Origin of the sequence: Bacillus sp. AY18-3 (assembly GCF_008042305.1) — a bacterium.
Lineage (GTDB): Bacteria > Bacillota > Bacilli > Bacillales > Bacillaceae_G > Bacillus_A > Bacillus_A wiedmannii.
On sequence record NZ_QKQR01000013.1, the window covers coordinates 61,728 to 86,660 of the forward strand.

25 protein-coding genes and 1 riboswitch are annotated in these 24,933 nt (G+C 35.8%); of the genes, 10 read left to right on the forward strand and 15 right to left on the reverse strand.

Annotation, left to right across the window (positions count from 1 at the left end; all coding sequences use genetic code 11):
* Window positions 1–30 precede the first annotated feature (30 nt).
* The 6 genes from phaP to DM800_RS11895 all read left to right on the forward strand — a co-directional run bounded on the left by phaP (window position 31) and on the right by DM800_RS11895 (window position 5,009).
* Window positions 31–555 carry a polyhydroxyalkanoic acid inclusion protein PhaP gene (phaP, locus tag DM800_RS11870; protein WP_000448583.1) on the forward strand — a complete coding sequence of 175 codons (525 nt, stop codon included), beginning with the start codon at window positions 31–33 and terminating at the stop codon, window positions 553–555.
* A 101-nt stretch (window positions 556–656) separates the two neighbouring features.
* Entirely contained in the window at window positions 657–1,100 is a 444-nt protein-coding gene (locus DM800_RS11875; RefSeq protein WP_001067917.1) for a MaoC family dehydratase, read from the forward strand.
* 147 nt (window positions 1,101–1,247) lie between these two features.
* Window positions 1,248–1,433 carry an alpha/beta-type small acid-soluble spore protein gene (locus tag DM800_RS11880; protein WP_000241212.1) on the forward strand — a complete coding sequence of 62 codons (186 nt, stop codon included), beginning with the start codon at window positions 1,248–1,250 and terminating at the stop codon, window positions 1,431–1,433.
* Window positions 1,434–1,547: 114 nt separating this feature from the next.
* Window positions 1,548–2,867 carry a TrkH family potassium uptake protein gene (locus DM800_RS11885; protein ID WP_087984798.1) on the forward strand — a complete coding sequence of 440 codons (1,320 nt, stop codon included), beginning with the start codon at window positions 1,548–1,550 and terminating at the stop codon, window positions 2,865–2,867.
* Window positions 2,868–2,905: 38 nt separating this feature from the next.
* Window positions 2,906–3,071, forward strand: a riboswitch (yybP-ykoY riboswitch).
* Between the two features lie 90 nt (window positions 3,072–3,161).
* Complete coding sequence (locus DM800_RS11890; RefSeq protein ID WP_000383317.1) at window positions 3,162–3,956, forward strand: TerC family protein; 795 nt, start codon at window positions 3,162–3,164, stop codon at window positions 3,954–3,956.
* 201 nt (window positions 3,957–4,157) lie between these two features.
* A complete protein-coding gene (locus tag DM800_RS11895) occupies window positions 4,158–5,009 on the forward strand; it encodes a formate/nitrite transporter family protein (RefSeq protein WP_048545034.1) in 852 nt (283 codons plus the stop codon).
* A 27-nt stretch (window positions 5,010–5,036) separates the two neighbouring features.
* Here DM800_RS11895 and DM800_RS11900 read toward each other — a convergent pair whose 3' ends face one another.
* The 9 genes from DM800_RS11900 to DM800_RS11940 all read right to left on the reverse strand — a co-directional run bounded on the left by DM800_RS11900 (window position 5,037) and on the right by DM800_RS11940 (window position 13,193).
* Window positions 5,037–5,348 carry a cyclic-phosphate processing receiver domain-containing protein gene (locus tag DM800_RS11900; protein WP_147786886.1) on the reverse strand — a complete coding sequence of 104 codons (312 nt, stop codon included), beginning with the start codon at window positions 5,346–5,348 and terminating at the stop codon, window positions 5,037–5,039.
* A 14-nt stretch (window positions 5,349–5,362) separates the two neighbouring features.
* Complete coding sequence (locus tag DM800_RS11905; RefSeq protein ID WP_000495730.1) at window positions 5,363–6,085, reverse strand: prepilin peptidase; 723 nt, start codon at window positions 6,083–6,085, stop codon at window positions 5,363–5,365.
* Window positions 6,086–6,197: 112 nt separating this feature from the next.
* Complete coding sequence (locus DM800_RS11910; RefSeq protein ID WP_000147203.1) at window positions 6,198–6,908, reverse strand: LutC/YkgG family protein; 711 nt, start codon at window positions 6,906–6,908, stop codon at window positions 6,198–6,200.
* The gene (locus DM800_RS11915) at window positions 6,908–8,329 is read right to left on the reverse strand and encodes a LutB/LldF family L-lactate oxidation iron-sulfur protein (RefSeq protein ID WP_000061936.1); all 1,422 of its coding nucleotides are present in this window, start codon (window positions 8,327–8,329) and stop codon (window positions 6,908–6,910) included. The genes DM800_RS11910 and DM800_RS11915 overlap by 1 nt, the downstream gene beginning before the upstream one ends.
* Before the next feature lie 16 nt (window positions 8,330–8,345).
* The gene (locus DM800_RS11920) at window positions 8,346–9,065 is read right to left on the reverse strand and encodes a (Fe-S)-binding protein (protein ID WP_000869144.1); all 720 of its coding nucleotides are present in this window, start codon (window positions 9,063–9,065) and stop codon (window positions 8,346–8,348) included.
* A 168-nt stretch (window positions 9,066–9,233) separates the two neighbouring features.
* Window positions 9,234–9,923: a FadR/GntR family transcriptional regulator gene (locus DM800_RS11925; RefSeq protein WP_255256195.1), complete on the reverse strand. Its 690-nt coding sequence runs from the start codon at window positions 9,921–9,923 to the stop codon at window positions 9,234–9,236.
* 227 nt (window positions 9,924–10,150) lie between these two features.
* Window positions 10,151–11,551: a sensor histidine kinase gene (locus tag DM800_RS11930; RefSeq protein WP_087984796.1), complete on the reverse strand. Its 1,401-nt coding sequence runs from the start codon at window positions 11,549–11,551 to the stop codon at window positions 10,151–10,153.
* Window positions 11,552–11,554: 3 nt separating this feature from the next.
* Window positions 11,555–12,226 (reverse strand): response regulator transcription factor, encoded by a 672-nt coding sequence (locus DM800_RS11935; protein ID WP_000049878.1) that lies wholly within the window; start codon window positions 12,224–12,226, stop codon window positions 11,555–11,557.
* Window positions 12,219–13,193: a YncE family protein gene (locus DM800_RS11940; protein WP_147786887.1), complete on the reverse strand. Its 975-nt coding sequence runs from the start codon at window positions 13,191–13,193 to the stop codon at window positions 12,219–12,221. The genes DM800_RS11935 and DM800_RS11940 overlap by 8 nt, the downstream gene beginning before the upstream one ends.
* Before the next feature lie 136 nt (window positions 13,194–13,329).
* On the opposite strand from DM800_RS11940, the gene DM800_RS11945 reads away from it, so the two are divergent.
* From DM800_RS11945 to DM800_RS11960, 4 genes are all read left to right on the forward strand, one after another.
* On the forward strand, window positions 13,330–14,445 hold the full coding sequence (locus DM800_RS11945) for a CdaR family transcriptional regulator (protein ID WP_137012003.1): 1,116 nt from the start codon (window positions 13,330–13,332) through the stop codon (window positions 14,443–14,445).
* 117 nt (window positions 14,446–14,562) lie between these two features.
* Window positions 14,563–15,975: a glycolate oxidase subunit GlcD gene (gene glcD / locus DM800_RS11950; protein ID WP_087984793.1), complete on the forward strand. Its 1,413-nt coding sequence runs from the start codon at window positions 14,563–14,565 to the stop codon at window positions 15,973–15,975.
* Window positions 15,972–17,300, forward strand: coding sequence for a (Fe-S)-binding protein (locus DM800_RS11955; protein WP_087984792.1), 1,329 nt, complete (start codon window positions 15,972–15,974; stop codon window positions 17,298–17,300). Before glcD ends, DM800_RS11955 begins: the two co-directional genes overlap by 4 nt.
* A 465-nt stretch (window positions 17,301–17,765) precedes the next feature.
* On the forward strand, window positions 17,766–18,593 hold the full coding sequence (locus DM800_RS11960) for a CAP domain-containing protein (protein WP_000747605.1): 828 nt from the start codon (window positions 17,766–17,768) through the stop codon (window positions 18,591–18,593).
* Between the two features lie 39 nt (window positions 18,594–18,632).
* On the opposite strand, the gene DM800_RS11965 is transcribed toward DM800_RS11960, so the two are convergent.
* The 6 genes from DM800_RS11965 to potD form a co-directional block, all read right to left on the reverse strand.
* A complete protein-coding gene (locus tag DM800_RS11965) occupies window positions 18,633–19,238 on the reverse strand; it encodes a DUF1648 domain-containing protein (RefSeq protein ID WP_147786888.1) in 606 nt (201 codons plus the stop codon).
* A gap of 91 nt (window positions 19,239–19,329) precedes the next feature.
* Window positions 19,330–20,253 (reverse strand): RluA family pseudouridine synthase, encoded by a 924-nt coding sequence (locus tag DM800_RS11970; protein ID WP_087984791.1) that lies wholly within the window; start codon window positions 20,251–20,253, stop codon window positions 19,330–19,332.
* A 100-nt stretch (window positions 20,254–20,353) separates the two neighbouring features.
* Window positions 20,354–20,770, reverse strand: coding sequence for a hypothetical protein (locus DM800_RS11975; RefSeq protein WP_060489448.1), 417 nt, complete (start codon window positions 20,768–20,770; stop codon window positions 20,354–20,356).
* A 101-nt stretch (window positions 20,771–20,871) separates the two neighbouring features.
* Window positions 20,872–23,064, reverse strand: a complete 2,193-nt coding sequence (locus DM800_RS11980; RefSeq protein ID WP_087984790.1) for an MMPL family transporter — start codon at window positions 23,062–23,064, stop codon at window positions 20,872–20,874.
* Between the two features lie 109 nt (window positions 23,065–23,173).
* A complete protein-coding gene (locus DM800_RS11985; protein ID WP_000727812.1) occupies window positions 23,174–23,821 on the reverse strand; it encodes a phosphatase PAP2 family protein in 648 nt (215 codons plus the stop codon).
* Between the two features lie 59 nt (window positions 23,822–23,880).
* Window positions 23,881–24,930 (reverse strand): spermidine/putrescine ABC transporter substrate-binding protein PotD, encoded by a 1,050-nt coding sequence (gene potD, locus DM800_RS11990; RefSeq protein ID WP_000772499.1) that lies wholly within the window; start codon window positions 24,928–24,930, stop codon window positions 23,881–23,883.
* Window positions 24,931–24,933: the final 3 nt, after the last annotated feature.

Sequence of the window (24,933 nt, forward strand, 5' to 3'; positions counted from 1 at the left end):
ATATGCAAAAAAACATTTGGAGGTCAAACAATGGAAACTAAGCCATACGAATTAGTCGATGCATTTTGGAAAAACTGGTCTCAATCTCTTTCCCTCTTCTCTTCAGCTGGGAAACAATTAGAGCAACTTACTTTAGAAACTTTAAAACAACAACAAGACGCTTTGCATAAATTAACATCAGGAGTAGATGAACTAGAAAAAGAACTACAACAATTCACTGCTCAGTTCAATAACCAATATACAGATTACGTGAAGCAATTAACTGGAAACTCCTTAAATGATCAAATTAACGAGTGGCAAGGGAAATGGAATGAACTTTCTAATCAAATGCACCAACTGACTGTTTCTCCTACGAAAACATCTTTGTCTATTCTTACTCAAACTAGCGGTCAATTTGAAGAAACAACAAAACAATTTATTGAACAACAACAATTACAACGTGAAGAGGTTCAAAAACAGTTAGAAGTTTTTTTGGGAGAGTTCAAATCCAAACAACTAGAACTCGCAAAGCAGTTCGAGGAAAACTCAAAAAATTTATTTACTTCCATCAAGTAAGAAAAATGTGGGAGCTAACTGCAGCACAAACAAAACTCTTTCTTCCTCCTACTACATCAAGATGGCTAGCATTTTTCGATATGGAAAAGAAGGAGGCCAAAATGAATCCATTTCAAGAAGCACAAACTGTTCCGGAGCTTCGTTATGATGAGATTCAAGTCGGTGATCAAGCATCCCTTACAAAAACTATTACGGATGAGGACGTTATTAATTTTGCAAAATTAACTGGAGATGTGAATCCTATTCATATTTTAGATTCTTTTGCAAAAACGACAATGTTTAAAGAACGTATTGCTCATGGCATGCTCGTTTCCAGTTTCATTTCGACGATTCTTGGAACGAAACTCCCTGGCAAAAACACGATTTATTTATCTCAAAACGTTTCATTCCGTGCTCCTGTCAAAATCGGTGATACACTTCGCGTCGTGGCAGAAGTCATTAAAAAACGAGACGATAAAAAAATCATTACGTTGCAAACAAACATATATAATCAATCCGGTGATATTGTCGTGGAAGGTACAGCGACAATACTGAAAAAAGAGTAGCAAATTTGCTACTCTTTTTTCTATCCAATAACTTCTAATCACACCGATTACTTCCGCGTATGAGTACGTCGTTTCCACATAAAATAACGTTACCAGTTTAGATAAGTATTTAGCTGAATTGGACTACTCATAAGGATGTGTATCAACATGGTAAAAACAAACAAATTACTAGTTCCAGGTGCAGAACAAGCGCTTGAACAATTTAAATATGAAATCGCACAAGAATTCGGTGTTAGCTTAGGTTCTAATACAGCATCTCGTTCTAACGGTTCAGTTGGCGGTGAAGTAACGAAACGACTAGTCGCTTTAGCTCAACAACAATTACGTGGATAATACAATAACCTATGGCTTAGAGGCAGATATTCTCTGCCTCTTTCTATTTTTAACATACATAATCGTGCTTTTTCACATACTAGTAAGAGCAAACTGAAAGGAACGATATGTGACATGAAACGGATTAATATTAGCATGAGTCCTCCCCGTGTTCTTACTTTGTCTTTTATTATGTTATCAGTTATCGGTACATGCTTATTAAAACTACCAATTGCTACAACAACTTCTATTTCATGGATCGACGCTTTATTTACAACAGTTTCTGCTTGTACTGTTACTGGGCTTGGTGTTGTAGACACCGGAAAAGTATTTACTTTGTTTGGACAGTGTGTCATTTTAACGCTTATACAAGTAGGGGGACTTGGCATTATGAGCTTTGCCGTTTTAATTGCGATTATGCTCGGCAGAAAAATTGGTCTTCAAAACCGAATTTTACTACAACAAGCGTTAAACCAAACGAACATTGGTGGTGTCATTCGTCTTGCCAAAGCATTATTTTTATTCTCTTTTACAGTCGAATGTATCGCTACTTTGATTCTTTCTTTTGAATGGGTACCAAAATACGGGATTGCTAAAGGGATCTATTATAGCTTTTTTCATTCGATCTCTGCTTTTAACAATGCTGGTTTTTCTGTGTGGAGCGATAATTTAATGTCCCATTCTCATAGCATTCTTGTCAATCTCGTTATTTCCTCCCTCATTATTTTAGGTGGGATTGGTTTTACAGTAATCGTAGATATAAAAAGAAAGAAAAATTTTAAAAACCTTACATTACACTCAAAACTTATGCTCTCTTCTACTCTAATCGTCAATATTATTGCGACTGTTTTTATTTTTATATTCGAGTTCCACAATTCCCTTTCTATGAGAGGATTTACCCCATTTGAAGAAGGAATGGCCGCTTATTTCCAGGCGGTTTCAACTCGTACTGCCGGGTTTAATACAGTTGATATTTCTGCATTATCAAAGCCTTCCCTACTATTAATGATGCTCCTTATGTTTATTGGCGCTGGTAGTGCTTCAACCGGTGGTGGAATTAAGTTAACAACATTTTTAATCATGTTTTTTGGGGTATTTAAATTTTTACAAGAACAAGATGATATTGTCGTTTTTAAAAAATCTATTAAAGATACTCTCATTGTCAAAGCATTGACCATCACTATTATTTCCATTTCATTTATCTTTTTTGCTATTTTAATTTTAAGTATTACTGAGCGAGTTCCTCTATTGATGAGTGCTTTCGAAGTATTTTCAGCATTTGGGACTGTCGGTCTCAGTATGAATTTCACACCTCACTTAACTATGATCGGAAAAGCTATTATCATCTTTATGATGTTTTTTGGGAAAATGGGACCTTTAACATTGGCTTTTTCATTTGCACGTAAAAAGAACCGAAAAATAAAATATCCGAATGAAGATATTTTAACAGGTTGACAACCGTATACATTATCCATATAATGAGAGTACAATAGCATATCTCCAAAGGGGAGTAGCGTCCAAGAATATTTCTTGGAAACAAAGTCGTCATTACGTAGAACTTAGTTCTTCCGGCTTTGTTGGCATTTTCATTACATATGTCTAGCAAGACCTTTGCCTATTAACGGCAGAGGTCTTTTTTGTATTAATTCCCAAATTCTTCCAAAGTTAATAGGCAGGAGTATGGGGAAACTAAATAGTGGGGAAATTCTTCACTTATTTAGTACTTATAGAAATGAGAGGAGAATGTACATGGATGTATCATTATTATTGGAGTATGGTTGGGTATTACTCATCCTAATTGCACTAGAGGGGATTTTAGCGGCTGATAACGCTCTCGTTCTTGCAATTATGGTAAAACATTTACCAGAAGAAAAACGAAAGAAAGCACTATTTTACGGATTAGCGGGGGCATTTGTTTTCCGATTCGGATCGTTATTTATGATTTCGTTCTTAGTTGACGTATGGCAAGTGCAAGCAATCGGTGCCATTTACCTTATGTTTATAGCTGGTAATCACTTATTTAAAACGTATGTTAAAAAGAATACGGATGAAGAAACAGAAGAAAAAGAAGCAAAGAAAAAACAAGAGAACTTTTGGTGGACTGTATTTAAAGTTGAGGTTGCTGATATCGCCTTCGCAGTTGATTCAATTTTAGCTGCAGTTGCGTTAGCAATGACTTTACCAAAAACAGGATTAGGTACAATTGGTAGTCTTGATACTGGGCAATTCGTTGTTATCTTTGTAGGTGGACTTATCGGGTTAATCATCATGAGATTTGCAGCAACTGCTTTCGTACAAATCTTAAAACGTAAACCAGGACTTGAAACTGCAGCATTCTTAATTGTAGGTTGGGTTGGTGTGAAACTAGCAGTTTATACATTAGCGCACCCTGCATTAAATGTAATTCCGCATTCATTCCCAGAATCTACACTATGGAAGCTTACATTCTGGATTGTATTAGTCGGAATCGCAGTTGGCGGTTGGTTCTTCTCGAAAGAAGTAGAAGTAAAAGTAGAAAAGAATTTAGACGAAAAAGCGCTATAATTACAGCGCTTTTTCTTTTTCCCTTCCCCTCTCAATGTCCAGAAAAAATTCTATTATACTACCACTTGTAAGCGTTTTCTCGATATATGTATGTCCTTTTTGTGAAACATTGCACAAACTTATTGAAACTAAGAACAATTCCATGTACTTTATTCATATAAGGAGTATTTATAGATGATGTACTAAAGGAGCGTATTACTCATGCTAGAGCAAGGAATAGATTATGTTGTCAAACTGGCTAAGAGCAAAAAACAAATGCTAGATACAAACCCGATGCAATATTTCATTCGTGCCGCACTTGCGGGTATTTATATCGGTTTTATTATTGTACTATGTTTTAAATTAGGTAACTTTTTTCACATTGCAGATTCACCGGCAACTTATTTAGCTGCTTCTATGTTTTTCGGAATTGCCCTCGTACTTATTATATATGGCGGTGCTGAATTGTTTACTGGAAACACAATGTACTTTACTGTAGCAACTTTAAGAAAAGAAACAACGATTTCTGATACACTTCGTAACTGGGTCGCTTGTTATGCAGGGAATTTAGCTGGAGCTTTATTCTTTGCCTTACTATTTTATGCAACTGGAATTTTCGAAGCAATTGATCACGGCCATTTCATGAATAAAGTAGTAGAAGGAAAAATGAATACACCTACAATGCAATTATTCTTTAAAGCAATTTTATGTAACTGGCTTGTATGTCTTGCGTGTTTCTTACCTTCTCAAGTTAAAGGTGATACAGCAAAAATTATGATGATGATGCTACTCGTTTTCACATTCTTCTTATCTGGTTACGAGCATAGCATTGCAAACTTATCACTGTTTGCTCTATCTTTAGTTTCACCGCATCCGGAGACAATTTCTTTTGCAGGTGCTATTCATAACTTAATTCCAGTTACAATCGGTAACATTATTGGCGGGTCCGTCTTTGTCGGCATGGTATACCATTACTTAACAAAGAAAGTACCTGACGTGAAACAAGAAGAAACTGAATTAGTAGCGGCTCAACAAGAAGAAATCATTCCGTTACAAGCACATATGAAACATTAAAAACTCCAAAGTAAAACTTTGGAGTTTTTAGCTCCCCACATATTTAACAACAAGGTGCGGATTAATTTCGCCTTCTTCCTTTCCCTTATTAATTCTCTGTTTCATCTTATGCATACCGATGACATCATTCGTATGAAGGTGAATTTCATTTACATATAAACCCTCTTTACAAAAAGCCTCTACAAAATCTAATCCATTTCTTTTCCCCCATCCCATATTAAAATCAAGGGAAAGAATATTCACATCATAATCCCGAACCATTTGCAAGGCACATTCTACTGTAGTGGCGGGCACATACCCGTACGTACAACTTCTTTGATCATCCATATATACATTCATGTTCTATCCTCTCTCTATTTTGTATACGTGAACAACATGTAACATATTGCCCCAAGGCTAATAAAAGGACCGAACGGAATTTGGCTCCTCATTTTCATACGTTTTAATACTATACCAACTCCAAAGAAACAAAGACTAAAGCAAGATGCTAAAAATAAGATCATAAAAATCCCTTTCAGTCCCACTATAAATCCAAGTAACGAAAGTAATTTTATATCTCCTCCACCAAGCCCTTCTGGATATATCTTTTGCATGCAATATAACAAAATGAATATAACGCCACTACCAACTATACTATCTGTCCAAGTCACTAACGGCACAAAAACACATTCTAAAATAAGTAAACAGGCAAACCAAGCTAAAATACGATTGGGGATTAACATATATATGTAATCTGTAACTGAAATAATAAGAAGTAGAGAAAAAAGCGATAAAATGATGATAAGCTCCCGTTCCACCCCAATCATATATACAGTAAGAAGAAATATCATTCCTGTTACAAGTTCAAATACTACGTACAAAATTGAAATTTTCCTCTTACAATTCGTACAACGTCCTCTTTGTATACAAAAAGAAATGATTGGAATCAATTCTTTTGGCTTTAGCACATACTTACAATAATGACAATGTGAACGCGGGGTAATGATAGACTCACCAAGTGGTACTCTCATCGCAATTAACATAAAAAAAGAACCAAACACCATCCCCACTAACAATGCATATAAATAAGTGAACATCCCTTCCTCTCCTTTCCAAAAGAACATAGCAAAAAAAGGAGAGAAATTCTACTTCATATTATTTCTATTCTATTAAAAAAGCAGGCCATTTTCTGGCCTGCTTTCCCCTCTTTTATACGATGAAATATACTGCTTTTAATGGTCCGTGTACTCCGACAACAAGATTCATTTCAATATCTGCCGAGTTACTAGGTCCTGTAATAAAGTTAATACAAGATGCTACTGCCTCGCCATTTTCTACACGTGTGTTCATATCCTGAACTGCTTGTGTAATACGAGGCACAAGTGTTTCACGTGGAATAATAGCAAAGTATACAGTCGGTAAAAAGTGTAAAGAACGACCTTGGCCTTTATGACTTTGTACAACAATCGTACCAGATTCAGCTAAAGTATAATCACTAAATGCGATTCCAATATTCGCTCTTTCTGCGATACGCATATTCTCTTCTTTTTTCTCAGGATCCCATACATTCACTTCAACATTTTGCTTTGGAAGCTCTTCTTTAAATAAAGAAGTCAATCCATAAGAATCAAAACGTTCGTCTGCCGATAACATAATAGGTCCCCCGCCGTTTTCCACGATTACTTTTTGAATATCTTCACGTAAACGGTCGTTTGTCGTTTCCACTACAGTTGTATGAATGTTTGTACATTGATTTTTAAATACTTCTAACAATTCTTCTTTTGAATAATCTTTTAGCGTTTCTACATTCACATTACTTTTCCATGCTGGACGCTTTACGCCTTCCGTTTTCCGCTCACGTCCAAGTTCTTTTGCAATATTATCTAGAAAGGACTCACGGTTTTGAATTAATCCTGTCATTATTTGTCCCCGCCTTTCTTATGATCTTTATACCAATCACGGAATCGTTCTTTACTTGGAGCCGGGAATTCACGAATATCTGTCCAGTTTTTAAGTGGCCCAACACCTTTTGATACACGGTTGCCCGATGTAAATGGACTCATTGCTGCTGGCGCCATTTTTGATCCCATTTTATATAAAGCTGCTGAAGATGCACCCATACTAAACATTTTCATTGCTAATTTTTCTGCAAGTGGTGCACGTCCTTCTTGCTCAACAATTACTTGACGATGTTTTAATAATAAATCATGCAATGGTATTTTTACTGGACAAGCTTCTGTACACGCTCCGCATAAACTAGAGGCATATGGAAGCTCTTTGTAATCATCGTATCCACCTAAAAGTGGTGTTAATACCGCACCGATTGGTCCTGAGTATATAGAACCATACGAATGTCCACCAACGTGACGATATACAGGACATACGTTAACACAAGCAGCACAACGAATACATTGCAATACTGAGCGGAATTCAGACCCAAGAATTTGAGAGCGGCCATTATCAACAACAACTAAGTGGAATTCTTCTGGTCCATCTACTTCCTCTTCTTGGATTGGTCCCGCTACAGTTACATAACTTGTTAATTTTTGCCCTACTGCACTACGACATAGTAAACCAACTAAAACATCTAATTCTTCCATTGTCGGAACCATACGTTCCATACCCATTACTGCAATTTGAGTTTTCGGAATCGACATAACAAGATCGGCATTACCTTCGTTCGTTACTAAACAAAGAGAGCCAGTATTTGCAACTGCAAAGTTACAACCTGTCACACCAATTTCTGCATCCATAAATTTCTCACGAAGTTGTTTACGAACAAACTTTGTCATTTCATATGGATCATCAGAATTTTCATAGCCAAGCTTTTCTTTAAATACATCACGAATTTGCGTTCTGTTTTTATGAAGTGCGGGCGCAATAATATGTGAAGGTGGATCGTTATCTACTTGCAAGATATACTCTCCTAAGTCACTTTCTAACACTTCACAACCAATCTCTTCAAGGGCATGATTCATACTAATTTCTTCAGTTACCATTGATTTTGATTTTACAACTTTCTTCGCTTGTTTCTTTTTTGCAACGTCTTGAATATACTTTGCTGCTTCCTCTTTCGTTTTCGCAAAGTACACATGTCCGCCTCTTTTTGATACATTTTCACTTAACTGCATTAAGTAATAATCAAGATTTTCTAACGTATGTTGGCGAATTTGTTCACCTAGTTCACGCCACTCTTCCCAATTTCCTAATTCTTCCGCTGCTTTTAAGCGATTCGTATATAAGCGCGTTTGCGCAGAAGATACTGCTCCGCGCATAAAAGAATCTTGAATTCCATCGCCAACGCGATCATTAAATTTTTTCTCACTGATTTTCATAGACATAGCTTATGTTCCCCCTTCATGAGCGACTATTTAGTACCTCAGCAATATGCATTACTTTTATTTCTTTTCCTAAACGCTCAATACGTCCGCCAATGTTTAACAAACACCCACAATCTGCACCGATTAAATAATCAGCACCTGTTTCCATTGCACTATCTACCTTCTCATCTACCATTTGCTCAGAAATTGGAGTCATCTTCACTGAAAACGTTCCCCCAAACCCACAACAATTTTGTTCGTTTGGCAGTTCTCTCACAGTTAATCCTTTTACGTTTGATAATAAAATTCCTGGTGCCTCTTTTACTCCAAGCAGGCGTGTCATATGACAAGATTTATGAATAGTAGCTATCCCTGGTAAGCTTGCACCAACATCTGTCACTTTTAAAACATCTACAATAAATTGTGTAAATTCATATGTTTTATCAGCAACCTTTTGTGCACGTTTAGCCCACTTCGGATCATCTTTAAAAACATGCGGATACTCATGAAACATTGTCGCACAAGAACCAGATGGTGTAACGATATATTCTGCATCTTCGAAAGTTTCAATCATATGTTTCATCGCTTCTTTTGCTGCTTCTACATGGCCGCTATTATAAGCAGGCTGACCACAACAAACTTGTGCTTCTGGAAATTCAATTTCACAACCTAAACGCTCCAACACTTCAACTGTTGCTTTGCCGACGTTTGTTTCAAACATATCGACTAAACAAGTAACAAATAAAGTAACTTTCATAATTATTACTCCCCCTTTTTACAACTCCACCAACAAACGTATGGTCATCAGATGACTAAGGAAAGAAGAAGTAGGCTCAACCATGGCCTATCCTCTCCCTCTTCTAAAGAAAACGCTTACTTAATCTTTCTCTATTTTATCAAAAAATTTGATTTTTAAAAGATTAAATTACGAATTTATATCGTTTTTACCTGTGACAATATGTTCTACATTTGTTAAATGATCTAGCATTGCTTGCTGCGCTAATTCTACATCTTGCTTTAACACTGCATCATATATAACTTGATGCTCTTCTATAAGTCGTTCTGATGTTGTTTGTTCACCATATAAAATAATGCGTCTTGATTCACCAATCGTTTCAGCAATCATCTCTGAAACGTGATTCATGAGTTCAAGCAAAATGTTGTTATGCGAAGACTCCGCAATTCCCATATGGAACTGAAAATCTGCTTTTTCGCCAGCCTTTTCATCTCCAATGCTCTTTACCATTTCATCTAACCAATGCTTCATATTTTGCAAATTATCTTCCGTACGTTTTGCCGCAGCTGCTCGAACTGCCCCCACTTCAAGCACCTTTCGTACTTCTAATAAGTTTAAAATATCTTCTTTCTTCATTAATAATTTATTGTTTAATGATTTTGTTAATGAAGAAGAATCGAAATTCTTCACATATGTACCTTCTCCTTGTTTCATCTCAATTAAGCCCATTGCTCTTAGCGCACTTAGCGCTTCACGAACAGCAGATCTACCCACTTGAAACTGCTCAGCTAATTGATGTACAGGAAGTAGTTTGTCACCAGGTTTTAACGTACCATTTTTAATCATTGTTAAAATAGCTTCAGATACTTCTTCGTAAATCTTTTTCGGTTTAATAGATTTGTACTCCAGTTAAATCACCTCAGTATCTTCCAAACAACAATTGAAACGATTTATAAGAACTTTGCATCATAACTATTTTAGAACGAATTGGTAAGAAGTACAAATGTTTTGTTCATAAAATCGTCAAATTTTTAATATTTATTTGATATTAATTTATATTTATTCCTCTATTCATTGCACTCATGAAGAAAAGCATGTCCTTCACGTTAGAACATGCTTTCTTCAACTTGTATTTTCAATTTAATACTAACCGTCGTTCCATACCCTTTTTCACTTTCAATTCGCCACTGTCCATCATGTATATGAACAATTTGTCTGACAATGGCAAGGCCTAAACCTGTTCCACCATGTTGACGACTTCTCGCTTTATCAACGCGGTAAAAACGTTCACCAAGATTTTCTAAATGCTCTGTTTCAATACCGATTCCTGTATCTTTTATGTTTAATTCACAGTAATCATCTATCTGCCTGAGTGTTATCACAATATCCCCATTTTGATTTGTATACCGTATCGCATTATCTAACACGTTATGAAGCACTTGTTGCATACGATCCTCATCAATCATTACAATGATTTCTGGATTTAAATTTGTTGAAATACGAATTTTCTTTTCTATAAACTTAATCTCATACGTATCTAACACATCTTCAATCAGTTGTGAAAAAACGATAGGTTGTTTCTTTAACGGAAAATGTTCACCTTCTAATTGTGCTAAATCTAATAAATCATGAACGAGACGCTGCATACGACCCGCTTCTTTATGAATGAGCTGTGTTACTTTTTCCTGCTGTGGTCCCTTCGCTACACCATCTAAAATAGCTTCACTATATCCTTTTATATAACTAAGTGGTGTTCTTAGTTCATGCGAAACGTTAGCTAAAAATTCCTTACGCTTTACGTCTTCTGTCTCTAAAGAATTTGCCATTTTATTAAATGCTTTTCCTAATCGTCCAATTTCATCTTCGGAAGAAATTGTAATCCGTTCTGAGAAATCTCCCGTAGCCAAATGATTGGCAACTCGTTCCATTTGCGAAAGCGGTCTCGTAATAGCAATAATAATCTTTCTACCAATCCATATTGTCAGTAAAGTCATAGCAAGTGCTAATGGTGCTAAAATAAGGCCCATATCATATATTAAGTCTTTTATACTTTTTAAAGGAATATAAGAATATACAATGCCAACTAACTTTTTATTTTCTAAAACAGGGATGACAACCCCCATAATATTTCGGTCAAAATGTTCCTCATACCCTATCTTTGTCACAGTTTTTCCATCTAATAATGCTTGCCTGTCCCCTTCACTTATAAGAGAATGATGATGCACATCAAAAGGTAAACACGCGCTTAAATCACGCGGATTAGATACGAAAAGAACATCTGAACTAGATATTTGATCAAATGCTCTTACTTTCTCTTCAAAAGTTGCTATTCCTTCACGCTTATCATATTGCGCAGCAAGACGTTTCCCTTCCATTACTAATGAATCTTTTAAATTATCAACGTATAGTTTTTCATACGAGTATAAAGATACAAAATAAAGAAAGGAAACTGTTACACATACTGCACATACTACTGTAAGCCAAAGCTTCTGTACCATCGTAAACATACGTTACACCTCAAATTTATAGCCTACACCCCAAACCGTTTGAATGTAGTTTCCACTTTCTCCAAGCTTCAAACGCATCGTTTTCACGTGCGTATCCACTGTTCTTGTACTTCCGGCATAATCATATCCCCATACCTTTTCCAGCAATTGTTCCCGGCTAAATACTTGTCCCGTATGTTGGCAAAGAAAATAGAGTAAATCAAACTCTTTTACTGTAAGAGAAATCGGCTCACCATCAGCCTCAATCTTCCTACTTTTTTCATTAATAAGTATCGGTCCAAACTGAATCTCTTCTTGTTGCTCTTGCTTTGTATAACGTCTTAGTACAGCTTCCATACGAGCAATTAGTTCTCCAGGACTAAAAGGCTTTACAATATAATCATCTGCTCCCATACGCAAGCCGTTCACCCTATTCCACTCTTCACCTTTTGCTGTTAAAAATATAATTGGTACATCCGACGTTTTTCTAATTTCTTTACAAACTGAAAGTCCATCCATCTCTGGCATCATAATATCTAATACAACGAAATCATAATGATCAGTCTCTAATTTTTTTAGAGCCTCTTTTCCATTTTCAGCTTCTCCCCACTCGTATCCGAAATTATCTAAGTACATTCCAACAAGCTGCCTCATATCACTTTCATCATCTACAACTAGCACCCTATATTTACTCATTGTCCTTCCCTTCCCTCTCTATGAGTTGAAACGGCCCTTTTCCGACTTTAATTGTTTGTTTTATTTTCAAGCTCTTCATATCCATGACACACACTTCATCACTATCATAGCTTGCTACGTATCCTTCTGCTCCGCTCTTCAAAAATGCAAATGGATTCGATCCTACTTCTACAGAAGCCACCTCTTTATACGTGCTAACATCAAACTTTCTAAGCGTATTCGAACCGTGACTTAATGCATATACACTCTTATTATCCTTCGTTATATTCACAGGCATAAACGGAGCATGTAAAGAACGTACCATTTCTCCGCTCTGCAATGAATACACTAATACTTTTTCATTGACTTGATTTCCATCACCATGTCCGCCAATCCATATTTCTTTCCCATCTGGGCTAATTGTCGCTCCCGTTGATGCTGGGGGAATCATAAAGGAGTGTATCACTTCTTTTTTCTTTGTATCAATGGTCGTTAGCTTCGTATCATAAAAGTTTAATACAGATAACTGGTTATCGTGCTCTACCATCGTAATTGGTCCTTTTCCTGTTGATACACTCCCTGTCTCTTTCCCTTTTATCGTAAAGAACCTTACCTTTTGGGCAGTTTGATCGGCAGCAAATAATTGTTTTTTATCCTCGGATACAATCACATTTACAATGCCTTTTCCCGTTTTATATTTTTCCACTTGCCTTCCTTCTGCTAGTGAATATACATACATGTACTCTAACTGCTTGCCATATACAAGTATGTCCTCACCGTTTGGAAGTAGTGCAACTCCTGCCATTGGTTCATTAAGTTCCCATGTCGTAATTAACTTTTTAGTTTTTTCATCAACAAAACTAATACTACCTTCTTTTATATTCGTTGTTATAATAACACTTTTATCTTTAGCAATTGGTGTATATGAACTTCCTTGACACCCTACTAATAGAAATAAAAAACAGAGAAGAAAAACATACTTTCTCAAAAGATTCCCTCCATCTTCGGATGATTTCGTTATAATTGTAAAATAACAAATAAATGTGTGGAAAGTGTGAAATTTTCCTTTCTTACTTCAATTACATATATAATGTACAACAAATAGAATTTGAGGTGTGCAAATTATGCTTTTTCCTGATTTAGCGAATAAAATTGTACGAGAAGTACGCAGATTAATTAAAGAAAATATCATTATCATTAATATACAAGGCGTTATTATCGCAAGTACAGATGTAGAAAGAATCGGCCAATTTCATGAAGGTGCACTCCGATGCGCGAAACAAAAGAAAACTGTCATTATTACAAAAGAAGATGAACGACGTTTGCAAGGCGTAAAGGCGGGTATGAACCTCCCCTTACTATTTCATGACGAAGTAATTGGTGTCATTGGAATTACAGGAGCACCTGAAAACATTTCGCAATACGGAGAAATATTACGTAAAATGACCGAACTACTCATTCATGAAAACTACTTTTTAGAACAACTGGAACTTGAACACCGTTCTTATGAAGCATTTGTCTTTGATTGGCTTCAAAATACCGACTGGTCTCCAAGCTTTCTCGATCGCGCAAAAACACTTGGTATTGATTTATATAAGAAGAAACAACTTATTTTGTTCTCTATCGATCAAAATGACACGATGCTTCAGCGTAAGATTTGGCAACACGTACGCAATCTATTAACAAAGGAGCATCTATTTGTTCGTTGGGGAAATGATCGATTCATTTTATTTACAGCCACAAACTCCAAAGAGCAAACGTATCAATTTTTAAAAAGATTAAAACAAGACTGTGAAACTTTGTTTTCTATTCCTTTATATATTGGGATTGGACAATCCGTTACACCAAGCAATATGAACTTATCGTACGAACAAGCATTACAAGCTCTTTCCGTATCACTTGAAACGAAAAAAATTGTATTTAATGAAGATTTACGTTTAGAAATGTGCTTACAAGATATTTCTGCTGAAACGCGGGAACAGTTTCTAAGGCGTACTATCGAAAACTTACTATCATCTCCTGAGCTTATGCACACTTTACGCTTATTTATTGATTATAACCAATCCTATAAACAAACAGCTGAACAATTACATATACACATTAACACATTGCATTACAGACTTAAAAAGATTGAGGAGCATACAGGACTTGATCCGAAACAATTCAAAGACTTAAACATTTTATACTTCTCGCTCCTCTTATTAGATAATCACACAAAAAAGAATGATAAAAAAGATTAATCTTTAGATGATTATACATAGAAAGAATCCCCCAACTTTTTTATCATTATAATGAAAGCACTGTTACAACGTTTTTTATGATGACTAAATACGTTAACAGTTTGAGGGGGATTTCCAATGTTAGAAAAGCAAATTATTCATTCATTCGTATCCATTGTTGGCGAAGATAATGTAGATACATCCAATATGGGGCGTTTAACGTATAGTTATGATGCCACTCCAAACTTCCAAGCAATGCCTGATGCAGTCATTGCGCCTCGTAATACAAATGAAGTAGCTGAAGTGTTAAAAATATGTAACACTCACAAAATTCCTGTATATGTTCGTGGTTCTGGAACAAACCTTTGCGCGGGGACATGTCCACTTGAAGGCGGTATCGTCCTTATCTTCCGCCATATGAATAACATTTTAGAAATTGATGAAGAGAATTTAACAATTACTGTACAAGCTGGTGTAATTACACTTGATATTATTAAAGCGGTAGAAGAAAAAGGTTTATTTTATCCACCAGATCCAAGCTCGATGAAAATTTCTACAGTCGGCGGTAACATTAATGAAAACTCAGGTGGATTACGCGGATTAAAATATGGCGTAACACGTGATTATGTGATGGGTCTTGAACTTGTCTTACCAAATGGCGATATTATTCGTACTGGCGGTAAATTAGCAAAAGATGTAGCCGGTTACGATTTAACTCGTTTATTTATCGGTTCTGAAGGAACACTTGGCGTCGTAACAGAAGCAATATTAAAACTTGTTCCTATGCCTGAAACGAAGAAAACGATGCTTGCACTATATGAAGATATTAATGAAGCTGCACGTGCTGTTTCTTCTATTATTGCAAATAAAATCATTCCAGCGACACTTGAGTTTTTAGACCAGCCGACAATTGAAGTAGTAGAAGAGTTTGCACAAATCGGTTTACCAACTGATGTAAAAGCAATTTTATTAATTGAACAAGACGGTCCACCTGAAGTTGTCAATCGAGATATTGAAAAAATGGCTAACGTTTGCCGCTCTATGAATGCAGTCGATGTTCGCATTGCAAAAGATGAAGCGGAAGCAGATGCGCTTCGGACAGCTCGCCGTAGTGCACTATCAGCACTTGCAAGATTAAAACCTACTACAATATTAGAAGATGCAACGGTACCACGCTCACAAATAGCTCCGATGGTTGAAGCTATTAATGCCATTGCAAAAAAATATAATATTCCTATTTGTACATTTGGGCATGCTGGCGATGGCAACCTACACCCAACTTGTATGACAGATGCTCGTAATGAAGAAGAAATGCACCGAGCTGAACAAGCTTTTGCTGAAATATTTGCGAAAGCAATTGAACTTGGTGGCACAATTACTGGTGAACATGGTGTTGGTGCGATGAAAGCTCCTTATTTAGAAATGAAATTAGGTAAAGAAGGTATTGCTGCCATGCAAGGAATTAAACAAGCCTTCGATCCAAATAACATTATGAACCCTGGCAAGATGTTCGCGAAAGACACTCGCAAAAGAGTGGTGGTTGAGCGATGACAACATTAAATAAAGAAAACATTCAAAAAGAATTTAAAGAAAGATTAAGTGAAGATGAACTACTAAACTGTATGCGATGCGGTTTCTGTTTACCTACTTGTCCTACTTACATTCAATCTGGATATAAAGAATCACATTCACCACGAGGACGTATTGCATTAATGAAAGCGGTCGTTGACGGTTTAATTGAACCAGATGAAGATGTTGAAAATACATTGAATGTTTGCCTTGGCTGCCGTGCTTGTGAACCTGTTTGTCCATCAGGTGTAAATTACGGACATTTATTAGAAGAAGCTCGTGATATTATAAATCAAAACAAAAAGTTCTCGGTGCCAGTGAGAGCCGTTCGTAAAGTCGTTTTTGAAGGGCTCTTCCCGCATCAAAATCGAATGAGAACATTAACAGGGTTAATCGGATTTTACCAACGTTCTGGTTTACAAACACTAACACATAAAATGGGTATTATGAAGTTATTCCCTGAAACACTTGCAACAATGGATCTCGTTTTACCAAAAGTCCCTAAAATGAAAGCAATGAAAGATCGTCCTGCATTTTTACCTGCTGAAAGTACAAAAAAGAAACAAGTTGCATTCTTCACAGGCTGTTTAATGGATACGATGTTTTTAGAAACAAATAATGCAACGATGAAACTTCTTCAGTTAGCTGGTTGTGATATCGTTATTCCGAAAACACAAAGTTGCTGCGGTGCATTACATGGGCATGCTGGTGAAAAGAGCGGAGCGAAAGAATTAGCGAAACGAAATATAAAAGCATTCGAAGATTTAAATATCGACCATATTATTACGAATGCAGGTGGTTGCGGCGCTTACCTCGTAGACTACGATTATCTTTTAAAAGATGATCCACAGTGGGCTGAACGCGCAAAGCAGTTTGTTTCTAAAATTAAAGATATTACTGCTATTCTAGTAGAACTAGATTTCCATAAACGAAATGACTTACGACTTCCATCGCAAATTATTACGTATCAAGACTCTTGTCATTTACGCAATGTTATGCGAACATCTTCAGAACCTCGTATGTTACTAGAAGCAATTCAAGGCGCAACATATCGTGAAATGAAAGATGCGGATCGCTGCTGTGGTTCTGCTGGTATTTACAATATTGTTCATTCAGAACTATCCATGGAATTTCTAGATTATAAAATGGACCGTGTACATGAAACAGAAGCAGCAACTATTGTTACTGCAAATCCAGGTTGTCTACTACAAATGAAATTAGGCATTGAACGAGAAGGACTTTCTCATAAAATGAGAGGAATTCACATTGTAGATTTATTATTAGAAGCAATTGAAACCAACTCGTAATAACTCGTAACATACGTAATAATAGGAAAACGGCTATCTCCTTCGTCTATGTAAAGAGATAGCCGCTTTTTTGTCCGCTACAATATTAAAAATATGTTACTTTATTATAAAAAAGAACAACAGATACATTACAGTTTTGTAAAAATCAATCCAGTATATTCCTAAAAAAAACTCTCAAACCATTGATACAATAGGATTCTTCATTTTCCGTTTAGGTAAATTCATCCAAAATCCCCCTCTTAAAACCAAGTATAAAAATGCTGAAAATTCCTTTTATACTCTATGTTTCTCTTATTTTTCCTCTTTTCCCCTCTTAGGATAAATTAGGTAAATTTTAAGTCTATGAATTTTTTTCCATCTTTTTTCTCACAAAATCTATGCTACGATGAATTTGTCAGTCAGACAGGCTGTCAAAAACAAATCGTGTGAAAACAAATTAAAACTTTATATAGGGGGACACACATCATGAAAAAGCGTGTTTTATTATCTGTAGCTGCTGCGACGGCTCTTACTTTAGGAGTATCTTCTCTAGATGCACAAGCTGCAACAGTACAACCATCTAACGTAAAGGTTCAAAATATTCAGCATTCAAAAGTGATGATGAAGCAAATGAGCCAACAAGAATTACAAGCATTCTTACAATCTATGGGCGTGGAATCATTAGCACAATGGCAACAAGGAAACTTCCAACCAAATTGCATTATTCCTGGTCAACAACCAACTGAAAATGTTGTAACTGAGCAACCAACAGCTAAGCCAGAAACTCAAAAGCCTGCTGAGCAAAAACCAGTTGAACAAAAGCCTGCTGAAGAAGTTCAAAAACCAGAAGCTCAAAAACCTGCTGAAAACAACAATACTCAAAAACCAGCTGAACAAAAACCTGCTGAGCAAAAGCCTGCTGAAGAAGCAAAATCTTTAAGCGAATTCGAACAACGTGTTGTTGAATTAACAAACGCTGAACGTGCAAAACAAGGCTTACCAGCACTAAAAATCGATACTGAATTAAGCAAAGTAGCACGTGTTAAATCTGAAGATATGCAGAAGAATAACTACTTTGATCATAACAGCCCTACATACGGGTCTCCGTTTGACATGATGAAGAAATTTGGTATTTCTTATACATCTGCAGGTGAAAACATCGCTCAAGGCCAACGTACACCTGAAGAGGTAGTACAAGCTTGGATGAACAGTGCTGGACACCGTGCAAACATCTTAAATAACGGCTTCACTCACATCGGTGTTGGCTATGTAGAAAGCGGCAACTACTGGACACAACAATTTATTACGAAGTAAATAGATAAAAAAAGTCTTCTCATAATGAGAAGACTCTTTTTATGTTTCATAACTTTCTATTATGTATGAGTATAAAATGTAAAACATGAACAAAATAGAACCACTACTTATTACACTAAGTAATATATAAAACCCCCACTTCAAGTTCAAAAATAATGAAAATAATATACTACATGCCATCATTTGAAAAATCCGCCTACTCACTAAACGGATCTTTTGTAATTTGATTGGGTCTTTTTCCGTACTCTGAACTTGTTTAAACAACTTACTAAGCATAAAAAGAAACATACTAATCCCAATTGTTAGTCCTGTTTGAAAGGATATCATACTTCCAAAATTAATAAAGAGAATGAGCATATGGATAAACAACATAAATAAAGTAATCGTCTTTAGAAATCCACTTATAATGACATGCTCGCCTTCATTAAACTTATATATATTATGTGAAATAATATACATCAACCCATGTAAAAAAATAAGAAAAAAAGGAATAAATGCTATAACAACTTGTTTACTCATAAAATCGTTCGGCCCACCATTTTCATCCCAATGTACAGCCATCTCATTTGGTAAATATGGATAGAGGCATAGAGTAACTAAAAGACAAACGAAAAATATTCCTAGTATGTATTTATATTTGACCAAGCAATTCTCACCTCTCTTTTCTCTTAACGGCTTCGCTTCTTTTAGAGAAATTCCTGCAAGAATCTACTTTTCTCAAATTTAAACTTAAACTTTACGCATTCATTCTTTGAAATTCTTTCATTGTATCATTTAATTTTGCAGGGAATGGTACATCCACTTCGATCTCTTCTTTCGTAATTGGATGTAAGAAGTTTATCTTCATCGCATGTAATGCTTGCCTGGACATATATTGCGTTTGCCCACCATATAATACATCCCCAACTAATGGATTACCATGATAGCTCATATGAACACGAATTTGATGGGTTCTACCTGTCTCTAATTGTAACGTTACGAACGTAACATTTTGGTTTTTAAAATACTTCTCTACTTTATAAAATGTGATAGCTTGATCTCCCTTTGGAGAAACACGTCGTCTCGTCGCATGATGGCGATCTCTTCCAATAGCTGCGTCAATTGTACCTTGCTTACCTTTTACTTTCCCTTCCACAAGCGCCGCATATGTTCTTTTAATTTTTCGTTCCATTAATAAACGATCCATAATTGCACCAGCAATTCTATGCTTAGCAAACACGACACCACCTGTCGTATCTTTATCTAACCGATGAATATGACGAACCTTCGTCTCTAAACCTTGCATTTGAAAATGAAAAGCAACAAGGTTTGCAAGTGTTCCCATCCCGCCTTTTTCCGCAGGATGCGTATCCATCTTCTCAGGCTTATTTACGATGAGTACGTGATCGTCTTCATATACTACATCTAATTCACCATATTCAGGATCTACATCGTATTCTTCTTCCATAAACATATGCACTTGTAACTTATCGCCTTCTTTTAAAAGCTCATTCCATCTTCTCTGTTCTCCGTTAACGGTAATACCTTTTTCCATACGAAGCTGATGTAACAACTTTTTCGGTATTTCCCATTCTATTTTTAATAACGAATCAATACTTATGCCATTCCATTTCGCTGGAACAGTAATTTCGCACCATTCGCCCTTCTTCTTCGTTTCCATACTGTATCACCTTATTTCTATTGATTCTCTCATTGTAACGGAAAACACAATTTGATGCACCGTCAAAAATAGAGGCCAGTCTTATAGTAGACTGGCCCCCTCACGCTCTACGCCGTTTCATTTCCTGCAATACTTCTTCTGCTTTTTGCTCATACGATAAATCTTTAAAGAAATCCGCCAATCTTTTATAATCATTATACGTATCTAATAAGTCATCAATTTTTTCTACTTTCATCACTTGTTGTTTTTGCTTCATTTTTACTGGATAACGATAGCCCGATACCTCTTGTATTTTGTAATACTCATCCTCTACTTGAATGACCTTTACAAGTTCCTCCTCTTCCGCATCCATCGTATACCCATCAAAATCTCTAAGTAATTCATAAATGATATGAGTCCATTCATCTTTTGGATAATATCCTTTTTCTAACCGATAACCGACAATGCGATACATATGCCCATCGTTTTCTGCAAACTGTACTGTATCATTTAGCTTAAACTTAAAATAACGAAACATTGCCTTCACCTACTTATATGTAATGTTCTTATCACATACTATTTGCAAAATGTAGGTCTTGCTATTCATAAAAAAATACTCATCTATAAGATGAGTATTTTTTACGATGATTTTTCTCTTTTCTTTCGGAATGGTAACCACCAGTTCCAATCTCCAAACAGTTTCATTAAACTTGGTACAAGCATAAGACGAATAATTGTTGCATCAAGGAATATTGCTAATGCAACACCAAGCCCCATTTGCCGTACTGGTAAAATATCAGTAAAGGCGAACGCACCTGTTACAACAATCATAATTAACGCAGCTGATGTAATGATCCTACTTGTTGACACAAGTCCTTCTAACGTTGCTTGATCATTATCTCCTGTTTCTTCATATAACTCATGAATACGTGAAATAAGAAAAACTTCATAATCCATACTAAGCCCAAATACGAGACCAAAAATAAAGATTGGTAAGACAAATAGAACAGGACTCTCTTCTAAACCAAAATGCCCACCTTCAAATAACCAAACAACAATTCCAATTGTTGCGCTTAAACTAAGTATATTCATAATAATCGCCTTAATTGGAATGAGTATAGATCGGAATGCAAATAATAATATAACAAAGGTCGATCCAAATATAACAGACATACCAATTGCAACTTTATCTTTAATTTCATCTTCTAACTCTTGTTGGAACGTCGTCATCCCGCCTAAATAATACGTAACATCTGTTTCTTTATAATTTTGTTTAAAATCACGAACCCACTGTTTAGCAGTTTCAGTACGTGGTTTTGTTTTCAAAAAGATTTCTATCGTCGTCTTATTTCCTTTCGTATACGCTTCAAATATAGGAGCTAGTTTCGCCGCTTCTGGCGACTCTAACATTCCAGCAACTTGATCTGCTTTCATACGAGTTAACGCGTCGTATAAGCTTCTAACTTCATATACTTTCTTATCATCTTTTAACTTTTGAACGACTTCTTCTATCTTTTGTAAACTTTCTTTTTCTTTCATATCTTTTTTCGTCTCTACCACCAACGTAACATCAGCATGTTTTTTTGCAGTTTTATTAAATGCCTCTTCGTACTTCTCATATGCAATTCTTGTATCACTTTGTTTAGGTAGAGCTTCTACGTCAGGGAACTGCAAATTAGCTGTACGTAACGGTAATAAGCAAATAACAATAAATGTTGTAACAACAATAATCATTGCGATTGGATGTTTCATTACAAATTGCGCAAATTTACGCCACGCCTTTGCCGGCGTATGTGCTACTTGATTCTTTTTTAATATTCGTTTCCCAATTAATGATAATAGCGCTGGAAGAAGTGTGAGTGAGAATAAAATACTCATAATCACAACAATCATTCCGCTAATTGCGACAGACTGAATATAATCGATTTTAAAGAAAAACAAGCCGGATAATCCAACAAATACACATAATCCTGAAAATACGATAGCGCGCCCTGCTGTTTGATATGTAATTGCTATCGCTTCTTTTACCGCTCGCTTTGCAACTTCCTCTCGAAAGCGATTTACAAATAATAGTGCAAAATCAATAGATAGTGCAAGTCCAATCATCGGTGCAACATTTAACACAAAGATAGATAGTTCCTTATCGCTACCTATAAAGTATAATATGCCCATCGTACTAATAACACTAAGTGCCCCATTTACAATTGGTAAAATAGATGCCAAAAGACTACCAAATGAAAATAGTAATACGAGAAATGCAATTGGTAACCCAATCATCTCTGCTACTTTCAAATCATTTTGCGTTCTTTCATTAATCTCTTGATTAATTTTTGGAAACCCTGTAGGCGTTACTTTTAATGCGGCATTACTTTCCTTTTCGATTTTATCAGCAAATTGCAATGTCTTTTCCATTCGTTCTTTATTTGTTTTCCCGGAAAATAAAATTGTCGCATAGCCGATATCATCTTGTAACATTTCTTTATTTTGCACTGGGTGATGGAAAGATTCATATGTCTCTTTCTCTTGTATATTCTTTACAATTCCCTCTACTTGCTTTTGAAATTCCTCATGTGAAACACCCTTATTTTTTTCAAAAACGAGTAGAAGTGTGTCTTGAGACCTCTTAAAATCTTTATCTAAAATTTCTTTCGTTTTTTGATAGTCCCCTTCCGTTTGGAAACCATCACCGCCTAATACTCCCGGCAGCTTTGGAGCGAAAATACCGAGTGCGATCGCAACCAATAGTAATGCTACAATTACTGTATAACGAAACTGATACAAAAAAGCTCCTAATTTCCCCCACTTATCTACTTTATGTACATTTGTTTTCACACATTTTCACCTACTTTAAATAATTCAATTGTCATTTATACTGTATCACATCTTCGTACAAACAAAAAACGTCTGGAAACACTATAATGATAGTTTTTCCAGACGTTTTTTATCTCTCTTTATTAAGTCCCAATCTCTTGGTAAGTAAACGATGGCAGTAAATCGCCATAATTAACAAAATACCACCTACGCAATAACCAGCTAAAATATCAGTTGGATAATGTACATTTAAAATAACTCTACTTAATCCAATCGATACAATTACAATTCCCATCAAAATCGTTATAACATATTTTCCAGTTACACTCTTCAAATTTGCCGCAATAATATAAGTAAGAAACCCGAATGTCATAATAGATAACATTGCATGTCCACTAGGAAAGCTATACCCAAGCGCATCCAATGTTTCATTTAACGATGGGCGCTCCCTTTTCACAATTTCTTTTATCCCTTTATTAACAAGATGTGTTATTAAAATGCCCATTGGATACACGATCATCGCAGCATAATAACGTTTTCTCCAAAAAACAAGTAAACTTATAGCCAGCGTAGTTACGATCCCGATAGCAGAACCTAATTTTGTATAGTGTGAGAAAAATGTAAGCGAACCTTCTGTTTGTAATCCTTTTACTAATGCTCGGACATATGTATCCATCACTGTAACGCCACCCGCATGTACGCGCCAAGCAACAATGCCAAATACAGCAAGTAATAAAACGATACATACTACCTCATATTGATGCAACTTCTTTTTCAAGCGATTTCCTCCTACTATGAAAAAATGCGATTTCTATTTTAGAAACCGCATTTCCTTACTTATTTACCTTTTGTTTTTAACTCTGTCCAGTAACGATCATAGTCTTTTAGCTTATCGTCTACATCAACAAGCCATTCTGTACGATCTAATTCTTCTTTCGTTAAGAAGATCATATGATTATCACGATATTCTTTACTATGAAGAGGATGAGCTTTTTCATTAGGATTACTGTATCCAATTGACTCGTAGTTTTTCACACTTACTTTTTCATCTAATAAGTAGTTCATAAACTTCTCTGCAAGCTCTTTGTTTTTCGCACCTTTTGGAATTGCTAACGTATCAGCCCAAATTGTGCCGCCTTCCTTTGGTACAACGTACTCTACATCTTTATTATCTTTTGCGATAAATGCTGCATCTCCAGACCAAACTGTTCCGATCCAAGCATCTTCTGTAATGAATTTTTGTTTAATATTATCTGTATCAAATGCTAATAAGTTTGGAAGCAGCTTCTTTAAATCATCTGCTGCTGTCTTTAACTGTGTATCGTCTTTCGTGCTGTTTGAGAATCCATGCTTCTTAAGACCCATACCTAATACTTCACGAGAATCATTTAATAAAGTTACATGCCCTTTATATTTCTCATTCCATAGGTCAGCCCAGCTTGTAGGAGCTTCTTTCACATACTTTTTATTGTATGCAATACCTGTTACGCCCCAAGTATATACTAAAGAATACTTATTCTCCGGATCAAACGCCGGTGTTTTGAAGTTAGAAACCATATTTTCGATATTCGGGATATTCTTTTTGTCTAACGGCGCTAATAAATCCATTTTCGCCATTGTTTTAACCATGTAATCAGACGGCTGAATTAAATCATACTTCGCGCCACCTGCTTGTAATTTCGCAAGCATTTCTTCATTACTTGCATACTTATCATAGTTAATTTTCACGTTATATTTCTTTTCAAAATCTCTTAGCACTTGCTCATCAAAATTGTCAGCCCAGCTATAAATGTTTAACTCTTCTTTCTTTTCACCACAACCAGCAAGTACACCAGCAACAAGGCTAAAGCTAATTGCTGCGCCGGCTAATCTTTTCATTAATTTCATCGG

What these genes read in the sequence shown, in the direction of transcription:
- DM800_RS11955 (WP_087984792.1), top strand. Translation starts at nt 15,972, where the DNA reads ATGACAACATTAAATAAAGAAAACATTCAAAAAGAATTTAAAGAAAGA.
- DM800_RS11975 (WP_060489448.1), bottom strand. Translation starts at nt 20,770, where the DNA reads ATGTTTCGTTATTTTAAGTTTAAGCTAAATGATACAGTACAGTTTGCA.
- glcD (WP_087984793.1), top strand. Translation starts at nt 14,563, where the DNA reads ATGTTAGAAAAGCAAATTATTCATTCATTCGTATCCATTGTTGGCGAA.
- DM800_RS11880 (WP_000241212.1), top strand. Translation starts at nt 1,248, where the DNA reads ATGGTAAAAACAAACAAATTACTAGTTCCAGGTGCAGAACAAGCGCTT.
- DM800_RS11900 (WP_147786886.1), bottom strand. Translation starts at nt 5,348, where the DNA reads ATGAATGTATATATGGATGATCAAAGAAGTTGTACGTACGGGTATGTG.
- DM800_RS11885 (WP_087984798.1), top strand. Translation starts at nt 1,548, where the DNA reads ATGAAACGGATTAATATTAGCATGAGTCCTCCCCGTGTTCTTACTTTG.
- DM800_RS11930 (WP_087984796.1), bottom strand. Translation starts at nt 11,551, where the DNA reads ATGTTTACGATGGTACAGAAGCTTTGGCTTACAGTAGTATGTGCAGTA.
- potD (WP_000772499.1), bottom strand. Translation starts at nt 24,930, where the DNA reads ATGAAATTAATGAAAAGATTAGCCGGCGCAGCAATTAGCTTTAGCCTT.
- phaP (WP_000448583.1), top strand. Translation starts at nt 31, where the DNA reads ATGGAAACTAAGCCATACGAATTAGTCGATGCATTTTGGAAAAACTGG.
- DM800_RS11970 (WP_087984791.1), bottom strand. Translation starts at nt 20,253, where the DNA reads ATGGAAACGAAGAAGAAGGGCGAATGGTGCGAAATTACTGTTCCAGCG.
- DM800_RS11960 (WP_000747605.1), top strand. Translation starts at nt 17,766, where the DNA reads ATGAAAAAGCGTGTTTTATTATCTGTAGCTGCTGCGACGGCTCTTACT.
- DM800_RS11945 (WP_137012003.1), top strand. Translation starts at nt 13,330, where the DNA reads ATGCTTTTTCCTGATTTAGCGAATAAAATTGTACGAGAAGTACGCAGA.
- DM800_RS11895 (WP_048545034.1), top strand. Translation starts at nt 4,158, where the DNA reads ATGCTAGAGCAAGGAATAGATTATGTTGTCAAACTGGCTAAGAGCAAA.
- DM800_RS11935 (WP_000049878.1), bottom strand. Translation starts at nt 12,226, where the DNA reads ATGAGTAAATATAGGGTGCTAGTTGTAGATGATGAAAGTGATATGAGG.
- DM800_RS11910 (WP_000147203.1), bottom strand. Translation starts at nt 6,908, where the DNA reads ATGACAGGATTAATTCAAAACCGTGAGTCCTTTCTAGATAATATTGCA.
- DM800_RS11920 (WP_000869144.1), bottom strand. Translation starts at nt 9,065, where the DNA reads ATGAAAGTTACTTTATTTGTTACTTGTTTAGTCGATATGTTTGAAACA.
- DM800_RS11875 (WP_001067917.1), top strand. Translation starts at nt 657, where the DNA reads ATGAATCCATTTCAAGAAGCACAAACTGTTCCGGAGCTTCGTTATGAT.
- DM800_RS11905 (WP_000495730.1), bottom strand. Translation starts at nt 6,085, where the DNA reads ATGTTCACTTATTTATATGCATTGTTAGTGGGGATGGTGTTTGGTTCT.
- DM800_RS11915 (WP_000061936.1), bottom strand. Translation starts at nt 8,329, where the DNA reads ATGTCTATGAAAATCAGTGAGAAAAAATTTAATGATCGCGTTGGCGAT.
- DM800_RS11890 (WP_000383317.1), top strand. Translation starts at nt 3,162, where the DNA reads ATGGATGTATCATTATTATTGGAGTATGGTTGGGTATTACTCATCCTA.